This window comes from Microbacterium hydrocarbonoxydans (genome assembly GCF_011752045.1).
GTDB lineage: Bacteria > Actinomycetota > Actinomycetes > Actinomycetales > Microbacteriaceae > Microbacterium.
Genome location: NZ_JAAKXW010000005.1, coordinates 42,776 through 59,968 on the forward strand (window position 1 = coordinate 42,776; position 17,193 = coordinate 59,968).

The following is a 17,193-nucleotide window of genomic DNA, read 5'->3' on the forward strand; positions in this document are numbered from 1 at the left end:
GTCACACCTTCAGGAGTCGGGCGTCGGACGGGTCGGAGGTCTTCTCGGAGAGGACGAGGAGCACGGATGCCGGTTCGCGCGGGTCGACCTGCGCGAGCGCCCGCAGCAGTGCGGCGCCGTCGACGCCGGCCTCGCGCAGGGCGGCGATCTCGGCGGGATTCAGGTCGACGGGCGTCGGGCCGTTGCCCATGTCGGTGCCGTACAGCACGGTCCCGCCGGCGGCGTGGAAGCGGCGGACGTTGTCGATCGCGATGGCCCGCGCGGCGTCGTCATGGATGGCCAACGTGGAGATCCAGGCGACGGATGCCGCCTGCACGGCGATCTCGTCGTCGTCGAGTCGCTCGGAGAAGGGAGCGTGCGCGAGGGCGGCGACGCCCAGGCGCGCGACGCGCTGCGCCTCGCCCGGCCCCTCGGCGTGCGCGACCACGGGGAGGCGACGTGCGGCGGCGAGGTCGACGATCGTGCGGATCGTGTCGTCGTCGAACACGGGCCCCGCGGTGCTGTTGCTGGCGAGCTTGATGCGGGTGGCTCCGGCATCCGTCATCTCGGTCACGGCCGCGGCGGCATCCGCTCGTGTCGCGATCTCGCGGAAGGAGCCCTCCGGCGCCCACTCCCGGTCGGACGGGTACCCGCCGACCGGCGTGAGGAACGCCCCGGCGTACTCGATGCGCACGATCCGCTCGGAATGCGAGGTCGAAATCGCATCCCCCGGCGCGTTCTCCCGTGCGTTTTCGACCTCGCCGGGTGCGCCGGATGCGCCCGCAAGCGTGCGGATGACGTCGAGGTTCGCTCCGAGGTCCAACACGCGGCCGAGCCGGGAGCCGGCGAGCAGCGCGTGCTCCACGAGCTGGAGGTGCACGTGGTGGTCGGCGAAGCCTCCGACGATCACACCGTCCAAGCGGGGGAGGTCCGGCGCCGGGGACTCGTCGCGCAGCAGTATCCGTCCGTCGTCGCCGACGGCGAGGACGCCATCGCGCCATCCCTCGCCGTCGAAGAAGGCCGCGGCCTGCATCACGCGCCGATCTCGGTGCGCACCGTGTACAGCTCGGGGAAGAAGGTGAGGTCGAGGGCGCGCTGCAGGAAGCCGACGCCGCTGGAGCCGCCGGTGCCGACCTTCATGCCGATGGTGCGGGCGACCGTCTTGAGGTGCCGGAAGCGCCAGAACTGGAAGTTGTCTTCGAGGTCCACGAGGTCCTCGCAGGCCTCGTAGAGGTCCCAGTGCCGCTGCGGGTCCTGGTAGATCTCGCGAATCGCCGGCACCAGTTCCGGGGTCTCCCGGTACGGCTGCCGGACGTCCCGCTCGAGGATCTCGGCGGGGACCGGGAGGCCGCGGCGCGAGGCGTAGCGGAGGAACTCGTCGTAGAGGGTCGGCTTCTCCCACTCGGCCGTGAGCAGGGCGAGGTTCGCCGGGTGGTCGCGGAAGACGCCGAGCATCTTCTCGTTCTTGTTGCCGAGCGCGAACTCGACGGCGCGGTACTGCACGGACTGGAAGCCGGACGAATTGCCGAGCGCGCCGCGGAACTGCGCGTACTCGGTGGGGGTGAGGGTCGCCAGGATCGCCCACTGCTGGGTCATCACGTCCTGGATCCTCTTGACGCGCGCGACGCGCTTCAGCGCCTCGCGGAGGTCGTCGCTGGCGAGCAGCTCGCGCGCGGAGGAGAGCTCGTGCAGCAGCTGCTTGAGCCAGAGCTCGGTGGTCTGGTGCTGGATGATGAACAGCATCTCGTCGTGGTGCTCGGGGACGCTGACCGGATGCTGCGCGGTGAGCAGCTGATCGAGAGCGAGGTACGAGCCGTACGTCATCCGCCCCGCGAGGTCGGTGACGATGCCTGCTTCGAGGGCGCGCTCATTCTCGGTGCTCATGGCCAGAACATATCACTATCATGCCGGGCGTCACAATAATGAAATGTTTGCATCTGCCGAGACCCCCGGTGATCGCCGAGACCCCCGCGTATCGACGTGGATACGCGGGGGTCTCGGCGACAGTCGGGGGTCTCGGCGACCCGGTGGGCTCAGAGGCGCGGGGTGCGCGGCGGCGGCGTGCGGCGGCTGCCGGGCTCGCCGGTCGCCTCGAACGCGGCGGCGAGGGAGAGCAGACGCGTGTCGTCGTAGGCGCGTCCGGCGAAGGTGAGCCCGATCGGCATCCCGATGTCGCTCATCAGGCCCATCGGCACGGTCACCGTCGGCACGCCGAGGTGGCGCACGATGAGGTTGCCGTTCGCGATCCAGGTGCCGTTGCGCCAGCCGAGATCGGCGGAGGCCTCGTTCACGTCCATGTCGGCTGGACCCACGTCGGCGACAGCCGGGAAGACCACGGCGTCCAGCTCCAGGCCGTCCATCCACTCCTCGAGGTCGAGGCGGCGGGTCTCCTCGAGCCCCCGCAGCCCCGACTCCAGCTCCGGCATGTCGAGGAAGCCGACGCCGGGGTTGTCGCGCACCCAGCCGGGGTACTCGGCGATGTCGTCGTCGAAGCCCGTGTAGCGGTCGGGCAGCGCGCCCTCCGGATGTGGGAAGATCGTGGCGCCGTCGACATCGGCGAGCGTGTGCAGCGCCGGGTCGCCGTTCGCCTGGAGGAAGTCCTCCCAGCCCCACGCCGACAGATCGACGATCTCGCGCTTCAGGTACTCGGGAGTGACGAGCCCGCGGGTGGCGACGGTGGGTGCACCGGGGCGGTCGCCCTCGTAGTTCGAGACGACGGGGAAGTCGACCTCGACGACGGTCGCACCGGCGGCCTCGAGGTCGCGGCGTGCGGCCTCCCAGCGCTCGATGACGGATGCCCTGGTCTCGATGCGCTGCCCGGTCGGTCCGCCGATGCCCGGCTTCTCGGCCGTGCCGGCATCCGGGTCGGCGTTGATGTACATGCGGGGGATGCCGATGCGGGCGCCGGCCAGCGACGCCGACGCGGCCAGCGCCGGGTACGAATCCGGCCGGATGGCGGATGCTGCGGGCAGCTCGACCCACGGCTGGGAGCGCCAGAAGTCGCCGCGGGTCTCCGCGTCGTCGGCGACGATCACGTCGAGCACCTCGAGGAGGTCGGCCATGCTGCGGGTGTGCGGAACCACGACGTCCATGGTCGGCACGAGCGGCCAGTTCCCGCGCGTCGAGATCACGCCGCGAGAGGGCGTGTAGGCGCAGAGCGCGTTGTTGGTCGCAGGTCCCCGTCCGCTGGACCAGGTCTCCTCGCCCATGCCGAACGCGCCGAAGCTCGCTGCGGTCGCGGTGCCGGAGCCGTTCGACGACCCGGAGGCGAAGGGGGCGGTGAGGAAGCCGGCGTTGTACGGGCTCTCCGCGCGGCCGTAGACGCCGCGCTGCATGCCGCCGTTCGCCATCGGCGGCATGTTCGTCAGGCCGAGGCAGATCGCTCCGCCGGCTCGCAGCCGCTCGATCGCGAACGCGTCGCGCTGGGCGACGAGATCCTTGAAGGCCGGGCTGCCGGACGCCGCGGTCAGCCCCTTGACGAGGTAGCTGTCCTTCGCCGTGTACGGGATGCCGTCGAGCGGGCCGAGCGTGGCGCCCGCCGCCCGGCGGGCGTCGGAGGCTGCGGCCTCCTCGAGCGCCGCCGGATTCGGCACGACCACGGCGTTCAGTGCCGTCTCGGTGCCGGGGGCGTCGTAGGCGGCGATCCGGGCCTGATAGGCCTCGACCAGCTCGACCGACGTGGTCGCGCCGGACTCGAGCGCCCGGCGCAGGTCGGCGATGGATGCTTCGTAGACGTCGAACATCGGTGGGTCCTTCGTTGGGGGCCCTGCGGCAAGCTCAGGGACCCGGGTGGGGTCAGAGGGTCGGCTGCTGCTGGGTGATGCAGTGGATGCCGCCGCCGCGGTCGAACAGGGGGCGGGCGTCGACCGTCACGACCTGACGGCCGGGATAGGCGTCGGCCAGGATGGTGCGGGCCGCGGCATCCGCCTGCTCGTCCCCGAAGCCGCAGGCGACGACGCCGTCGTTCGTGACGAGGTGGTTGACGTAGCTCCAGTCGACGGGCCCCTCCTCGTCGGTGAGGGTCGAGGGCGCGGGCAGGCCGATGATCTCGAAGGAGCGGCCGGCGGCATCCGTCTGCTGCTCGAGATGGGCGCGCAGCTCGCGGCTGACCTCGAAGTCGGGGTGGTCGGGGTTCTGCTGTTCGTGCAGGAGGAGGCGGCCGGGTGAGGCGAGGGTGGCGACGATGTCGACGTGGCCGTTCGTGCCGAACTCGTCGTAGTCGCGGGTGAGGCCGCGGGGCAGCCAGACGGCCTTCGTCGCGCCGATCGTGCGGAGCATCTCGGCCTCGACGCGCTGGCGGTCGGCGAACGGGTTGCGGCGCGGGTCGAGCTGCACGGTCTCGGTGAGCAGCACGGTGCCCTCGCCATCGACGTGGATGCCGCCGCCTTCGTTCACCAGGGTCGAGCTGACCAGCTCGGCGCCGGTGGCCTCGGCGATGATGCGGGCGTGCTGGCCGGCCTTCTGCCACTCTGCCCACGCGGGGGCGCCCCAGCCGTTGAAGATCCAGTCGACGGCGCCGAGGCGGCCGTCGTCGCCGATGACGAACGTGGGGCCGGAGTCGCGCATCCAGAACTCGTCGACCGGGGCCTCGAGGATCTCGATGTCGGCGCTGAGCATGCGGCGGGCGCGGGTGAGCTCGCCGGGGTCGACCAGCATCGTGACCGGCGTGAAGGCAGCGGTGGCGTGCGCGACGGCGGTCCAGGTCGCGTACCCCTCCTCGCGCTCGGCCGCGCCTTCGCCCAGGGTCTGCCCCTCGGCGGGGAACGCCATCCAGATGCGGTCGTGGCGTGCGGTCTCGGCAGGCATGCGCCAGTTCATGGTGTCTCCTCGAATCGGATCATATTCATCCGGAAGATGCTATTGAACACTTGATCAACGAGTGCTACGGTATCGGGTGATGAACACCACGTCAAGACCCGACCGCCCGAAGCGGATGCCGCCCGAGGAGCGCGAGCGCGCGATCCTCGAGGGCGCCATCGCGCTGGCCTGCGAGAGCGGGCTGGAGAGCCTCACGGTGCGCGCCGTCGCGGCGCGCGTCGGCGTGACCCCCGCGCTCGTCGCGCACTACCGGCCGGTGATGGACTCCTTCGTCGCCGAGGTCTTCAGCGCGATCGTCGCCGCCGAGCGCGAGGAGGTGCTCGGCGCCTTCGAGCCGGCCGAGGGCCTGCGCCCGAGCCTCCAGCGCCTCATCGAGACGCTGCTGGACACGACCCGTGACGACGTCGCCCTGGTCTGGGTGCAGTCCTGGTCGCTCGGCGCCCGCAACGAGGCCCTCGGCGCGCGCGTGCGCGAGGAGATGGACCTCTGGCAGCGGGACCTCGAGGAGGTCATCGCCGCCGCGGCATCCTCCGACTCGGCCGACTCCGTCGATCCCGGATCCGCCGCCTGGCTGCTGCTCGCCATGGTCGACGGCATGAGCGCCCACTCGCTGGTCAAGTGGGCCCCGCACGATCGAGCGGACCTGGCGCGGCGCACTCTCGCCGCCGTGCTCGACACCACCCCCTAGACACCCCCGAAACGAACCACGAACAGTAAAGGAAAGCCCATGGATGCAGTGCGCATGCACGCGGCCTCGCCCGAATCGACGTCGATCGTCGACTCCGTGCTCGAGTACTCGCGACGACGGATGCTCGCGAAGGACGTGCCGCTCGACAAGCCGCAGACGCCGGCCGAGCTGAACCGGCTCGTCGGCCCCACCATCACCGATGCAGGACTCGGCGCCGCCCGCGCGCTGAGCGTGTTCGAGCACATCCTCGCGCCCGCCTGCCTGACGACGAGCCACCCGCAGTACCTGTCGTTCATCCCCGCGGCGCCGACGATGGCGGCCGTGGCGTTCGACCTCGTCGTGTCGGCATCCGGCCTGTACGGCGGCAGCTGGCTCGAGGGCTCGGGTGCCGTGCACGCCGAGAACGAGGTGCTCTCCTTCCTCGCCGCCGAGTTCGGCCTGCCCGAGACCGCCGGCGGCGTCTTCGTGCAGGGCGGCACGATCGGCAACCTCTCGGCGCTCGTCGCCGCGCGCGAGACCGCGAAGTCGCAGCTCCTCGCCGCGGGCCGCGAGCTGCCGGACCGCTGGAAGATCGTCTGCAGCAAGGAGGCGCACTCCTCGAACAAGTCGGCCGCCAAGGTCATGGACGCCGACGTCGTGCTGGTGCCCGCCGGGGAGGACGGCGTGCTGCGCGCCGACGCCGTGCGCGAGGCCCTGATCGAGCACGGCGACGCGGTCTGCGCGGTCGTCGCCACCGGCGGCTCGACGAACTTCGGCATCGTCGACGACATCGCGGGCATCGCCGCGCTGAAGGACGAGTTCGACTTCTGGCTGCACATCGACGGCGCCTATGGCCTGACCGCGATGCTCGCGCCGGCCACCCGCCCGCTGTTCGACGGCGTCGGCCGCGCCGACTCGGTGATCGTCGACCCGCACAAGTGGCTGTACGCGCCGTTCGACTGCTGTGCGCTGATCTACCGCGACCCGGAGAACGGCCGCCGCGCGCACACCCAGCACGCCGAATACCTGGACACCCTCACGGACGGCGACGACTTCAGCCCCTCGGACTACTCGATCCAGCTGACCCGCCGCCCGCGCGGCCTTCCGCTGTGGTTCTCCCTGGCGACCTACGGCATCGACGCCTACCGCGACTCGATCGGCGCCACGGTCGCCCTGACCAAGCGCATCGCCGAGGAGATCAGCCGCCGGCCCGAGCTGACGCTGGTGCGCGACCCGCAGCTGTCCGTCGTCGTCTTCGAGCGCAACGGCTGGGACCGCGCGGACTACGACCGCTGGTCCGACGAGCTGCTGGACTCGCAGCGCGCCTTCGTCGTGCCGAGCTCGCACGCCGGCCGCCCGAACACGCGGTTCGCGATCCTCAACCCGCTGACCACCTTCGAAGACCTGGTCGGCATCCTCGACACCATGAAGTGACAGGCGAACGGCCCCCGGAGCCTCCGGGGGCCGTTTCCGTCAGCGCGTGGTGTTCGCGTTCAGGAACTCGATCGTCTTCTCCAGCGCGGTCTGCGCGTCGTCCAGGTCCAGGTGGAACTGGTACTCGTGCGGGAGCTTCGGCTCGTGGGGCGCGGGCCAGAACACCTTCGTGACGTCCACGCCGAGCTCATCGAGCCGCTGCGCCATCGGGATCGACTGCGTCCAGGTGAGGCCGTCGCCGTTGCCGCCGGAGATGTACGTCGTGGGGAAGTCCTCGGTCACCCAGTCGATCGTCGACATCGTCGCACCGGTGGAGTCCTCGGCCCAGGTGCGGGTGCCGGTGTACGCCCACATCGCGGATTTGAATCCCCAGCCGAGCACGCCGTCGAGGGCTGCGAGGGCACCGAGGTCGTAGACGCCGCAGTTGAGCACGGCGGCGACCAGCTGGTCCGCCTCGATGGCGGGCTCGATGCTCATGATCTCGGCGTACTCGGGGCTGGTGACGATCGTCGCCAGCTGGCTCGCGAGCTGGCCGCCCGCGGAGTCGCCGGCGATCACGATCTGGCTCGGGTCGACGCCCAGATCCTCGGCGTGCTGATCGATGTAGGCGAGAGCCTCGTTGAGCTGATCCACCGCGGTCGGGTACACGCCCTCCGGGCCGATCGTGTAGTTCACGGCGATGGCGGCGTACCCCTCGGAGGCGAGGATCCGCATGTACGGGTCGACGTTCTCCTTCGAGCCGGAGATCCAGGCGCCGCCGTGGATCCAGACCACCGTCGGGAGCGGCCCGGTGGCGGATGCCGGGGTGACGACGTCCATGGTGGTGTCGGCGCCGTCCGCGCCGTACGCGACGTCGGTCTTCACCGTGAGCTCGGTGTCGGGGACGTGCCGCTCCATCTCGGCGGCGGTCTCGTCGCCGCCCTTGGTGAACACGGAGCGGATCACCATCGCCGACGGCCAGGGCGTGATCGAGGCGACGATCGCGACGACGGCGACCACGCCGGCGATGACGCCGACGACGATCCTGGCGCGATGCCGCCTCTTCGGACGGTGTCGCTCGCCGCGCCTCGTGGTGGTCTCGTCGTGTGGATCCTCGCTCATGGAGCCCCCCTCCTGCGGATCAGTCTGTCAGCGAACCGTTCGCGCGGCGAGCACCGCCTCCGTGTCGCTGATCGTGATCTGCGGCGGGTACAGCCCCATCACGTGGATGGCCGCCGCGTGGTTCTCGGCCGTCGAGCCGGCGCAGGCGTCCGCGGCGACGGTCACGTGCGCCCCGGCGTCCGCCGCCGCGAGAGCGGTGGAGAGCACACAGCAGTCCGTGGAGACGCCGGCCAGCACGACGTGCGCTCCGCGGCCGATGATCTCCTCGATCTCGCGCCCCCACTTGCCGAAGGTCGGCAGATCGAGCGTCGGCAGCGGGCTCAGGCCCTCGGCATCCGGGACCAGGGCGAACAGCGGGTCGCTCGGGGGCTGATCGGCGAATGGCCAGGCGGCGAAGTAGTCGCCCCAGGAGGTGGTCCGGTCGGCGGTCGGCATCCAGCGCGTGACGAGCACCCGGTCGCCGAAGGCGTCGGCCAGGGCGCGGATGCGCGGCATCGCCTCGGCGAAGAAGGGGGAGCCCCATGCCGAGTCCTGGGCCGCGAAGATCGCCTGCGGATCGACGACGATCAGCCAGTCGGCTCCGGGGCCGCTCATCCCTCCTCCTGCCGCCGGATGCGCCCTGCCCTGGCGAACCAGGTGAACACGAACGACAGGACCAGGGCGAAGAAGACGCCGAGGTTCGCGTACGCCCACTCGCCCTCCTTGCCGCCGATGAGGAAGAGCAGGTACCCCTGCCAGTTGTTCCAGGGGGCGGCATCCGCGAACAGGTTGATCACGAAGCCCCACCCGATCACGCTGGCGACGATCATCGTGGCGATCGAGATGCCGTCCCACGCGCCGTAGCGTCCGTTCGGGTCGAACAGCGCGTCCTCGTCATAGTCCTTCCTGCGGCGGAGGATGTCGGCGATGAGGATGCCGGCCCACGAGGCCAGCGGCACTCCGAGGGTGATGAGGAAGCTCTGGAACGGGCCGAGGAAGCCCTGATCGCCGAAGACGACGTAGATCGTTCCCAGGGTGAGGATCACGCCGTCGACGGCCGCGGCCGAGGGGCGCGGGATCCGGATGCCGAGGCTGATCAGCGTGAGGCCCGAGGAGTAGATGCCGAGCACGGCGCCGGAGACGAGTGCGAGCACCGCGGTGAGCAGGAACGGCACCAGCACCCAGATGGGCAGCAGGGCGGCCAGCGCCCCGATCGGGTCGGCGCCGACGGCCGCCAGGAGATCGTCGTCGGACCCCGCCAGGAGCAGGCCGAAGATCACCAGCAGGACCGGGGCGATCGAGCCGCCGAAGGTGTTCCAGAACACGATGGCGCCGTCGGATGCCGTGCGCTTCTGGTAGCGCGACCAGTCGGCGGCGATGTTGATCCAGCCGAGTCCGAACCCGGTCATCACCATGACCAGGGCGCCGATCACCTGGCCGGATCCGCCGGAGGGCAGGGCCATGACGGCATCCCAGCGGATGCTCGGCGCCGCGAGGATCACGTAGAGGATCGTCACGATGCCGGTCACCCCGGTGAGCACCGACTGCAGCTTCATGATCGTGTGATAGCCGAGCACGGATGCCGCGACGATGAGCGCCGCGACGATCACGGTGGCGATGATCTTCAGCCACAGGCTGCCGCCGTCGCCGCCGAGCTGCGTGATCACGGTGGCGGTGGCGAGCACGGCCATGATCGCCAGGAACGTCTCCCAGCCGATGGAGGTCAGCCAGGAGACGATGCCGGGGATCTTCTGCCCGTGCACGCCGAACGCGGCACGGGACAGCACCATGGTCGGCGCGGATCCGCGCTTGCCCGCGATCGCGATGAGCCCGCAGAGCAGGAACGACACCACGATGCCGACGACCGACACGAGCGTCGCCTGCCAGAACGAGATGCCGAAGCCCAGCACGAACGAGCCGTACGACATGCCGAACACCGACACGTTCGCCGCGAACCACGGCCAGAACAGGTCTCTCGGCTTCGCCGTGCGGTCGGACTCCGGGATGATCTCGATGCCCGCGCGCTCGATCAGCGCGCCCTTGCTCTCCGTCATGCCCTCATCCTGGCACCGCAGCGGAGCCGGCGGGAGCAGGATCGTCAGCCGGCGAAGAACGCTCCGGCGACGAGGGAGAGGTCGTGCAGGTCGGAGACGCCCGCCAGCTCGCGCGCCGAGTGCATCGACAGGATCGGGATGCCTACGTCGACAGTGCGGATGCCGAGACGGGTCGCGGTGATCGGGCCGATCGTCGAACCGCACGGGACGTTGTTGTTCGACACGAACTCCTGCGTGCTCACGCCGGCGCTCTCGCACCATCCGCGCCAGGCTGCGGAGCCGACGGCATCCGTCGCGTAGCGCTGGTTCGCGTTGATCTTGAGGATCGGGCCGGAGCCGAGCAGCGGCTGCACGACCGGGTCGTGCTTGTGCAGGTAGTTCGGGTGCACGGAGTGGCCGACGTCGCTGGACAGGCACCACGACGAGGCGTAGGCCTGGCGGCGCTGCGAGGGATCGGCGCCGAGGTCCGCGTAGACACGCTCCAGGACGTCCTCGAGGAACGGCCCGGCGGCGCCGGAGCGGGACTCCGAGCCGAGTTCCTCGTGGTCGAAGGCGGCGAGCACGGCGATCGGCCCGCCCGCCGGAGTCTGGTGGGCCTCGAGCGCGACGACTCCCGCGTGCACCGAGGCGAGGTCGTCGAGCCGGCCGGACGCGAAGAAGGCGTCGTCCCTGCCGAACACCGCCCCGCGGGCGGCATCCGCGACGACCACGTCGTAACCGCGGATGCCGGCGGCGTCGACGCCCGCGGAGGCCGCGAGCTCCGCGAGGATGTCGGCCTGCGTCGGGTCGCCGAGGCCCCAGACCGGCTGGGTCTGGAACTGCTTGTCGAGGGCGAGACCGGTGTTCGCCTCGCGGTCGAGGTGGATCGCGAGCTGCGGCAGGCGCAGCAGGGCGCCGGTGTCGGCGAGCACCACGGAGCCGTCGGCGAGGGCCAGACGGCCGGCGAGGCGCAGCTCGCGGTCGAGCCAGGAGTTCAGCAACGGCCCGCCGTACACCTCGACGGCGGCCTGCAGCCAGCCCTTCGTGCCGGTGGTCGGCTGCGGCTTCAGCTTGAAGCCGGGGGAGTCGGTGTGCGCGCCGAGGATGTGCGCGGGGGTCGTCGCCGTGGCATCCGCCGGCACCGACCACGCGATCGCCGCGCCGTCGCGGACGACGACGTAGCGGCCTCCTGCCCGGATCTCCCACGCGTCCTCCTCTCGGAGGCGCTCGAACCCTGCGGTCTCCAGGCGGCGGGCGACCTCGGCGGCGGCGTGGTAGCTCGAGGGAGAGGCGGCGACGAAGTCGGCGAGGTCTTCGGCGTGGGCGAGGGACTGCGGGCTTGTGACCATGTCCTCGATCGTATCCGGCGCAGATCGCCCGCCATTCCGCAGGCGATCCGCGCCGCCGGCTCAGGGCACCAGGTTCTGGGCGGCGAGGAGCATCCGGGCGCGGTACTCCGGGGAGTCCGCCGGCTCGCTGGTGCCGAAGATCGCCCGCATCCAGTGCCCGTCGGTGTTGTTCGGGAACAGGATGAAGTCCCGGCCGAAGCGCTCGGCGTCCTCGGAGGCGAGCGCCTTGCGCTGCGCGACCGAGGTCACGTAGTAGCGGCGGCGGAAGTCGTTGAGGTTGTCGCCGAGGTAGGCGATCACCTCGTACTTCTCGGCGATCGCCTGCTGGGCGGCCTCCTTGTTCGACGACTCCCGCTGGAAGGTCGCGTGCGCATCGTCGGCGAAGGCCAGTCCCGCGTGCTGCAGGTTCGCGACGCCGTACTGCTGGGTGTCCGGACCCTGATCGCGCTGGGAGACGTAGAACACCTCGACTCCGCGGCTCTCGGCGTAGCGGGTGAACTCGACGGCGCCGGGGGTCGGAGTGGGGCCGTTCGCGCGCACCCAGTCGTCCCACAGGACGTCGTCGAAGGCCTGCTTCCCTGAGCCGAGCAGCATCGCCCAGTAGGTGTCGGAGGAGAGCACCGTGTCGTCGACGTCGGAGATGATCGCGAGCGGCTTCGAGCCGCGGCGCTTCTGACCCTCGCCGCGCAGCACCGCGTCGATCCGGTCGCGGGCGATGTTGAAGGCCTGACGGTACAGCATCTCCCGTTCGGCGGCGGTGACGCACCAGGCGACGGCAGCGCTCAGGATGTTCTGCGCGGGATCGCCGTCGTCCGCTGCGGCAGGACTCGCGCCGAGGGCGAGCAGGCCCGCCGTGAGCCCGGAGGCACCGAGCCCCGCGATGAGTGTGCGTCGTCCAACTTCCATGGATACCTCCGAGGTCCTGAGCGGTCGGGTCCGCTCTGTGGGTAGCACTCTGGTATGCCAAACGGATGCCGCGCAAGGGGGCCGCCGCTTCATTACGCATCCGCGGGCGCGGGCCCGGGTGGCGGGTCGTTCACACCGATGGGCTAGGGTGGCGCGTCTCCTCATGTCCGCACTCGCCTTCGCTCTCGTCATCGCCGCCGCCGTCGCGCACGCGAGCTGGAACGTCATCGCCCACGGCGTCAGCCGGGCGGGTGCGCCGTTCCTGTGGTGGGGCGCCGTCGGCGGGACGGCCGTCTGGATCGGCGTCATCCCGTTCACCGGCGGCCTCGGCACCGACGACGCGCTCGCCTTCCTCTGGGGCGTCGGGGTGTCGGCCGTGCTGCATGTGGTCTACATGGCCGTGCTGCAGAAGGGATACCGGGAGGGCAACCTCTCCACGGTGTATGCGACGGCGCGGGGGACGGGCCCGTTCCTGTCGGTCATCGTCGCCGTGCTGCTGCTCGGCGAGCGTCCGTCGCCGATCGCGCTCGTCGGCGTCGCCTTCGTGATCGCGGGCGTCGTCGCGATCGGGCTCGTCGACCGCGGACGGTCCGCGGGCCGCCGCGGCATCGATCTCGGACTGGTGTTCGGGATGCTCACGGGCGTGATGATCGCGGTCTACACGATCTGGGACGCGAACGCGGTGCGCGCCTGGAGCCTGTCCCCGGTGGCTTTCATGGTCGGCACCATGGCGCTCGAGATCCCGTTCTACACGCTCGCCGTGGGGCGGCGATGGGGAGCGGTGCGGGCGCTGTGGACGACGCAGTGGCGGCGGATCGTCGCCTTCAGCATCCTGTCACCGCTGTCCTACATCCTCGTGCTCACCGCGATCCAGATCGCCCCGGTCGCCCTCGTCGCGCCGCTGCGCGAGGTGAGCGTGGTGCTCGTCAGCCTGTTCGGCGTGTTCGTGCTGCGTGAGAGCCGGCCCGGATGGCGCATCGGATCGTCGATCGTGGTCGCCGTGGGGATCGTGCTGCTCGCCCTCTGAGACGACCGTCGCGGGTGCACGGGTACCGATCCGCGCGGCGGCGAGCAATCCACCTGCCGCGCACACAGCGGGGCCCAGCCCTGGTTGGAGAACGAACGCGGCGAGCAGCAGCGTGGCGCCGCCGAACAGAACGACGCGTGACGCGACCCCGGACGCAGGATCCGAGACCGCGACGCAGACGGTACCGAGGAGAGCGAGCATCAGCGGGATGCCGACGGCCGCCGTCCAGAGGATGGGCCAGGTCTCGCCCGCGGGCAGCCGATCCGTGCGTGGAAGTGTCAGCGAGGCGAGCAATGCGGCGGTCAGGATCGCGGGCACTGCGGCGAGCCAGTGGAGGCCGAGAGATCCCCGCGACGGGGTCGCGGCGATCAGTGTCAGCGCACCCGTGAGCAGGGGGAGGCCGGCGCAGAACAGCAGAGCCACGCCGTAGAAGATGTACCCGATGCCGTCTGCGCACACCCAGGTGCCGATGCCCTCGCCCATGCTGCCGTAGGAGCACCCGACATGGAGGGTCTGGCGCAGCATTCCGATCGACTCCAGCGAGAGAACGACGCCGAGAGCGCCGGCCGCGAGCAGGACGGCGATGCGGGACGGGCGGTCGGCAGACTGATCGGCCTCGGTGGCTGTGATTGCGTCGCTGGCGTTGGCCTGTCGGTGTGCTGCGGCGACGTGGGCGATCGAAGCGGCGGATGCCGTGGCGATGAGCGCGACCAGCATCCAGCCCGCTCCGAGCCGTTCCCCGCCGAGCAGCCCGAGCCCCAGCGCGAGGGCGACACTCAGCGTCGGGGCGAGCCATTGAGCCGCCCTCAGCGCCGCCGTCGCCAATCCGATTCCGAGGATGATCACGCCGGCGAGCACGCCGAATGATCCGAAGAACATGACGTTCCAGGCGATCAGATACGGAACGCCGGTACTCAGGGCCAGCCACACCCCGGTGATCGCACTGCCGGCCCCGCCGATCGCGACCGGCACCCACGCGGACCGTCGCATCGCCGCGCGGAGGGCGTCATCGCTCATGGATCGACGGTACCCGGCTCCGCGTTCTGACGTCGAGAGAATCGGGGGTTGCGACCTCGCCCTGTGGCCGGGGTCTCTGTGAGGGCCTCCGTGCCATCGGGTGGTGTGCCAGTCGCGAGCCGGGTCGCCCGGGCGAGTTCGGACGGCACCTTCGGTTCCGGTCGTTGAGTGAGCGCCAGCGAGTCGAAACGCCCCTTCCGAACACGACCTCAGAATCGGTCGGAAAGCTTCTCCGATCTGGGGGAAACCGGCGCCGCAATGTCGGTGGCCCTCGGCAGAATTGAGGTATGAACAGCCCCGCCGACACCGTCGCTCAGGTCACTTCCGGCCTGCGTGAGCTGCTGTCCGGGGACACGGTCGCCGGGCTTTCGGATGCCGACCGCGCGGCGCTGCTGGTCGGCCTTGGTGAGGTCTCCCGGTTGGCGGATGCGGCGATGGTGGAGGCGGTGGCGACCGCGGATGTGGAGTTCGGTCACCGGTTCGGATGCCGCGGCATGAACGAACTCCTCCGCCGCGCCACCCTGGTCGACGCCCCCATGGCGGGGAGGATCATCCGTGCCGCGGACGCGGTCGCGCGGGATGTGAGTCTGGTGTCGGGGGAGCGGATGCCCGCCCGCTGGCCCGCCATGCGAGAAGCACTGCTGGACGGGGCCGTCGGCGTGGCCGGTCTGCTGGCCGCGGTGAGCCCGATCGAGCGGGCGCGGGACCGGATCACGCTGGAGGAGCGATTGTGGGCCGACGCGAACCTCGCGGCGTTCGCGCGCGGTGAGAACCTCCCCGACACCGGCGCGGACGCCGACGCGGTCGCGGTCGCGGATGCCGGTCAGGATGCCGACGTCGTCGAGATGACCCTGGAGGCACGTGTCGAGGAAGGCGACGATACCTCCCGGGGTCCGCGGGCTTCCGCGGAGGATCTGAAACTGTTCGCGAGTGCTCTCGCGGTGGGGTTGGATCCGGATGGGGCGGAGCCGTCGGACTTGGAGGCGCAGTCGCGCCGGTGCTTCACCGTGGGCCGGTTGCGCAACGGCGTGCATCCGGTGCGGGGAAATCTGACCCCGGAGGTCGCTGCGGCATGGCAGCTGATCGCCGACGCGTACAACAACCCGAAGGTCGGCGGCGCTCCGGCACCGGGGGTGCGGTTCGAGCCCGCCCCGGACGATGACGGCGAGATCGAGGGGGAGGATCGGTTCAATATCGATCCGCGGAACCTGATCGACTCCCGCACCCCCGGTCAGAAACGCCACGATGCTCTCGCCGCCGCCTTGGGCATCGCGGCCCGTCACGACGAGATGCCCACCCTGGGTGGTGCGGCGCCGACGCTGGTGGTGCATGTGGATGCGAAGGATCTCGCCACCGGGACGGGGTGGGCCACGATCCCGGGCGCGGAAACTCCGGTCCCGTTGTCCGTGGCCGCGCATACCGCGTGCACGGGTGCGGTGCAGCGGGTGCTGTTCGACGAGGGCCGGATCATCGGGATCACGACGACGGATCGGGTGTTCACGGTGCATCAGCGGCGGGCGATCATCGCCCGCGACCAGGAGTGTCTCATTCCCGGCTGTCATGTTCCGGCGTCGTGGTGTGAGATCCATCACGTGGCCGAGCATGCGAAGGGCGGACCCACCCATACGGACAATGGGGTGTCGTTGTGTTGGTGGCATCACCGGTCCCTGGGCCATTCGGGGTGGGCGATCCGGATGAACGGCGGGGTCCCGCAGATCCGGGGCCCGGAGTGGTGGGATCGGGAGCAGCGATGGCGCACGCCGAGTCTGTCGATCCCCGTACCGCCAAGACGACGAACACCCCTGCGGGCTTGAACCTACCCGCGTGTGTCGTACGTCGGAAGGTGCGTTTCGACTCGCTCCGCTCGCTCAACGACCGAGCGACCGGGTGGTGTTCGGGTTCCGAGCGGAGCGATGGATGTCGTGGGGAAGCTGGCACCGGGTCTGGCGGGAGCACGCCGAAGGCGAGCGAGGGCATGTCTTCCCCACGGCATCCATCGCGCAGCGACCACACAAGAAACCCGCAAGAAGCCCCGACGAGAAACCCTCCCCAGAGGCGCAGAAAGCCCGGTCAGCGGAACTCGACGAGACCTGCGTGCGCGGCGGCGACGAGGATCTGCACGCGGTCGCGCACCTGCCACTTGGACATGATGCGTCCGAGGTGCGCCTTGACGGTGCCCTCCGAGACGATGAGCGCGCGCGCGATCTCCGCGTTCGACATGCCCTGCGCGAGAAGGTCGAGCACCTCCCGCTCCCGGTCGGTGAGCGGCTCCAGTTCGCGCCCCGCTCCTTCTGCCGGCCCCGAGTCGCGCACGTGCTTGATGAGCATGGAGGCGATGCGCGGCGACAGCGAGCTCGCCCCGCCATGCACCTCGCGCACGCCGGCCACGATGTCCGCGGCGCTGGAGTCCTTGAGCAGGTACCCGGATGCCCCTGCGTTCAGCATCGGGAGCACCGTGTCGCTGCCGTCGAGCGTGGTCACGGCGAGCACGCGCACGTCCGGCCAGCGACCGGCGATCGCCGCCGTCGCCTCGATGCCGTTCATCTCGGGCATCTGCACGTCCATCATCACGACGTCCGGGCGGAGTCGGTCGACGGCCTCGATCCCCTCGGCGCCGTTCTCGGCCTCGCCGACCACCTTGATCTCCGGGTCCCGTGACACGAAGTGGGAGAGCGCAGAGCGCACCAGGGGATCGTCATCGACGATCAGAACGCGGATTTCCGGCATGGAGGAAGCCTAACGGCCGGGACCCGCGCCCGAGCCCATGTAGACCTTTGTCCAAAAAAGACTGCCAGTGAGTCGGATGTGCGTTTCGTCCGACCCCGAGAAGATGAAGTTATCCCGCCGACAAAAGACCAGCACTGGAGGTGAATTCCCATGACT

The 17,193-nt window shown here is 70.4% G+C and carries 14 protein-coding genes; 4 read left to right on the plus strand and 10 right to left on the minus strand.

Annotation, left to right across the window (positions count from 1 at the left end):
- Window position 1: 1 nt before the first annotated feature.
- From G6G98_RS14005 to G6G98_RS14020, 4 genes are all read right to left on the minus strand, one after another.
- Window positions 2-1,015, minus strand: coding sequence for a hydrolase (locus G6G98_RS14005; RefSeq protein WP_164234331.1), 1,014 nt, complete (start codon window positions 1,013-1,015; stop codon window positions 2-4).
- Complete coding sequence (locus G6G98_RS14010; RefSeq protein ID WP_067353957.1) at window positions 1,012-1,863, minus strand: tryptophan 2,3-dioxygenase; 852 nt, start codon at window positions 1,861-1,863, stop codon at window positions 1,012-1,014. The genes G6G98_RS14005 and G6G98_RS14010 overlap by 4 nt, the downstream gene beginning before the upstream one ends.
- A gap of 149 nt (window positions 1,864-2,012) precedes the next feature.
- The gene (locus G6G98_RS14015; protein ID WP_164234332.1) at window positions 2,013-3,722 is read right to left on the minus strand and encodes an amidase; all 1,710 of its coding nucleotides are present in this window, start codon (window positions 3,720-3,722) and stop codon (window positions 2,013-2,015) included.
- Window positions 3,723-3,774: 52 nt separating this feature from the next.
- Window positions 3,775-4,797, minus strand: a complete 1,023-nt coding sequence (locus G6G98_RS14020) for an agmatine deiminase family protein (protein ID WP_164234333.1) — start codon at window positions 4,795-4,797, stop codon at window positions 3,775-3,777.
- A 79-nt stretch (window positions 4,798-4,876) separates the two neighbouring features.
- On the opposite strand from G6G98_RS14020, the gene G6G98_RS14025 reads away from it, so the two are divergent.
- On the plus strand, window positions 4,877-5,485 hold the full coding sequence (locus G6G98_RS14025) for a TetR/AcrR family transcriptional regulator (protein ID WP_067353967.1): 609 nt from the start codon (window positions 4,877-4,879) through the stop codon (window positions 5,483-5,485).
- Between the two features lie 39 nt (window positions 5,486-5,524).
- Window positions 5,525-6,898, plus strand: a complete 1,374-nt coding sequence (locus G6G98_RS14030) for a pyridoxal phosphate-dependent decarboxylase family protein (RefSeq protein WP_067353971.1) — start codon at window positions 5,525-5,527, stop codon at window positions 6,896-6,898.
- A gap of 39 nt (window positions 6,899-6,937) precedes the next feature.
- On the opposite strand, the gene G6G98_RS14035 is transcribed toward G6G98_RS14030, so the two are convergent.
- The 5 genes from G6G98_RS14035 to G6G98_RS14055 are packed head-to-tail and all read right to left on the minus strand — an operon-like array spanning window position 6,938 to window position 12,266.
- Entirely contained in the window at window positions 6,938-7,999 is a 1,062-nt protein-coding gene (locus G6G98_RS14035; RefSeq protein WP_164234334.1) for an alpha/beta hydrolase, read from the minus strand.
- Between the two features lie 27 nt (window positions 8,000-8,026).
- Window positions 8,027-8,593, minus strand: coding sequence for a cysteine hydrolase family protein (locus G6G98_RS14040; RefSeq protein ID WP_164234335.1), 567 nt, complete (start codon window positions 8,591-8,593; stop codon window positions 8,027-8,029).
- Window positions 8,590-10,032, minus strand: a complete 1,443-nt coding sequence (locus tag G6G98_RS14045; RefSeq protein WP_164234336.1) for a purine-cytosine permease family protein — start codon at window positions 10,030-10,032, stop codon at window positions 8,590-8,592. The genes G6G98_RS14040 and G6G98_RS14045 overlap by 4 nt, the downstream gene beginning before the upstream one ends.
- Window positions 10,033-10,076: 44 nt before the next feature.
- Window positions 10,077-11,360, minus strand: coding sequence for a M18 family aminopeptidase (locus G6G98_RS14050; protein WP_164234337.1), 1,284 nt, complete (start codon window positions 11,358-11,360; stop codon window positions 10,077-10,079).
- A gap of 60 nt (window positions 11,361-11,420) precedes the next feature.
- On the minus strand, window positions 11,421-12,266 hold the full coding sequence (locus tag G6G98_RS14055) for a 5'-nucleotidase, lipoprotein e(P4) family (RefSeq protein ID WP_164234338.1): 846 nt from the start codon (window positions 12,264-12,266) through the stop codon (window positions 11,421-11,423).
- A gap of 163 nt (window positions 12,267-12,429) precedes the next feature.
- Between G6G98_RS14055 and G6G98_RS14060 the strand changes: the two genes are divergently transcribed.
- Complete coding sequence (locus tag G6G98_RS14060; RefSeq protein ID WP_164234339.1) at window positions 12,430-13,293, plus strand: EamA family transporter; 864 nt, start codon at window positions 12,430-12,432, stop codon at window positions 13,291-13,293.
- A gap of 1,304 nt (window positions 13,294-14,597) precedes the next feature.
- On the plus strand, window positions 14,598-16,124 hold the full coding sequence (locus G6G98_RS14065) for an HNH endonuclease signature motif containing protein (RefSeq protein ID WP_164234340.1): 1,527 nt from the start codon (window positions 14,598-14,600) through the stop codon (window positions 16,122-16,124).
- Between the two features lie 256 nt (window positions 16,125-16,380).
- On the opposite strand, the gene G6G98_RS14070 is transcribed toward G6G98_RS14065, so the two are convergent.
- Entirely contained in the window at window positions 16,381-17,037 is a 657-nt protein-coding gene (locus G6G98_RS14070) for a response regulator (protein WP_243842137.1), read from the minus strand.
- Window positions 17,038-17,193 lie beyond the last annotated feature (156 nt).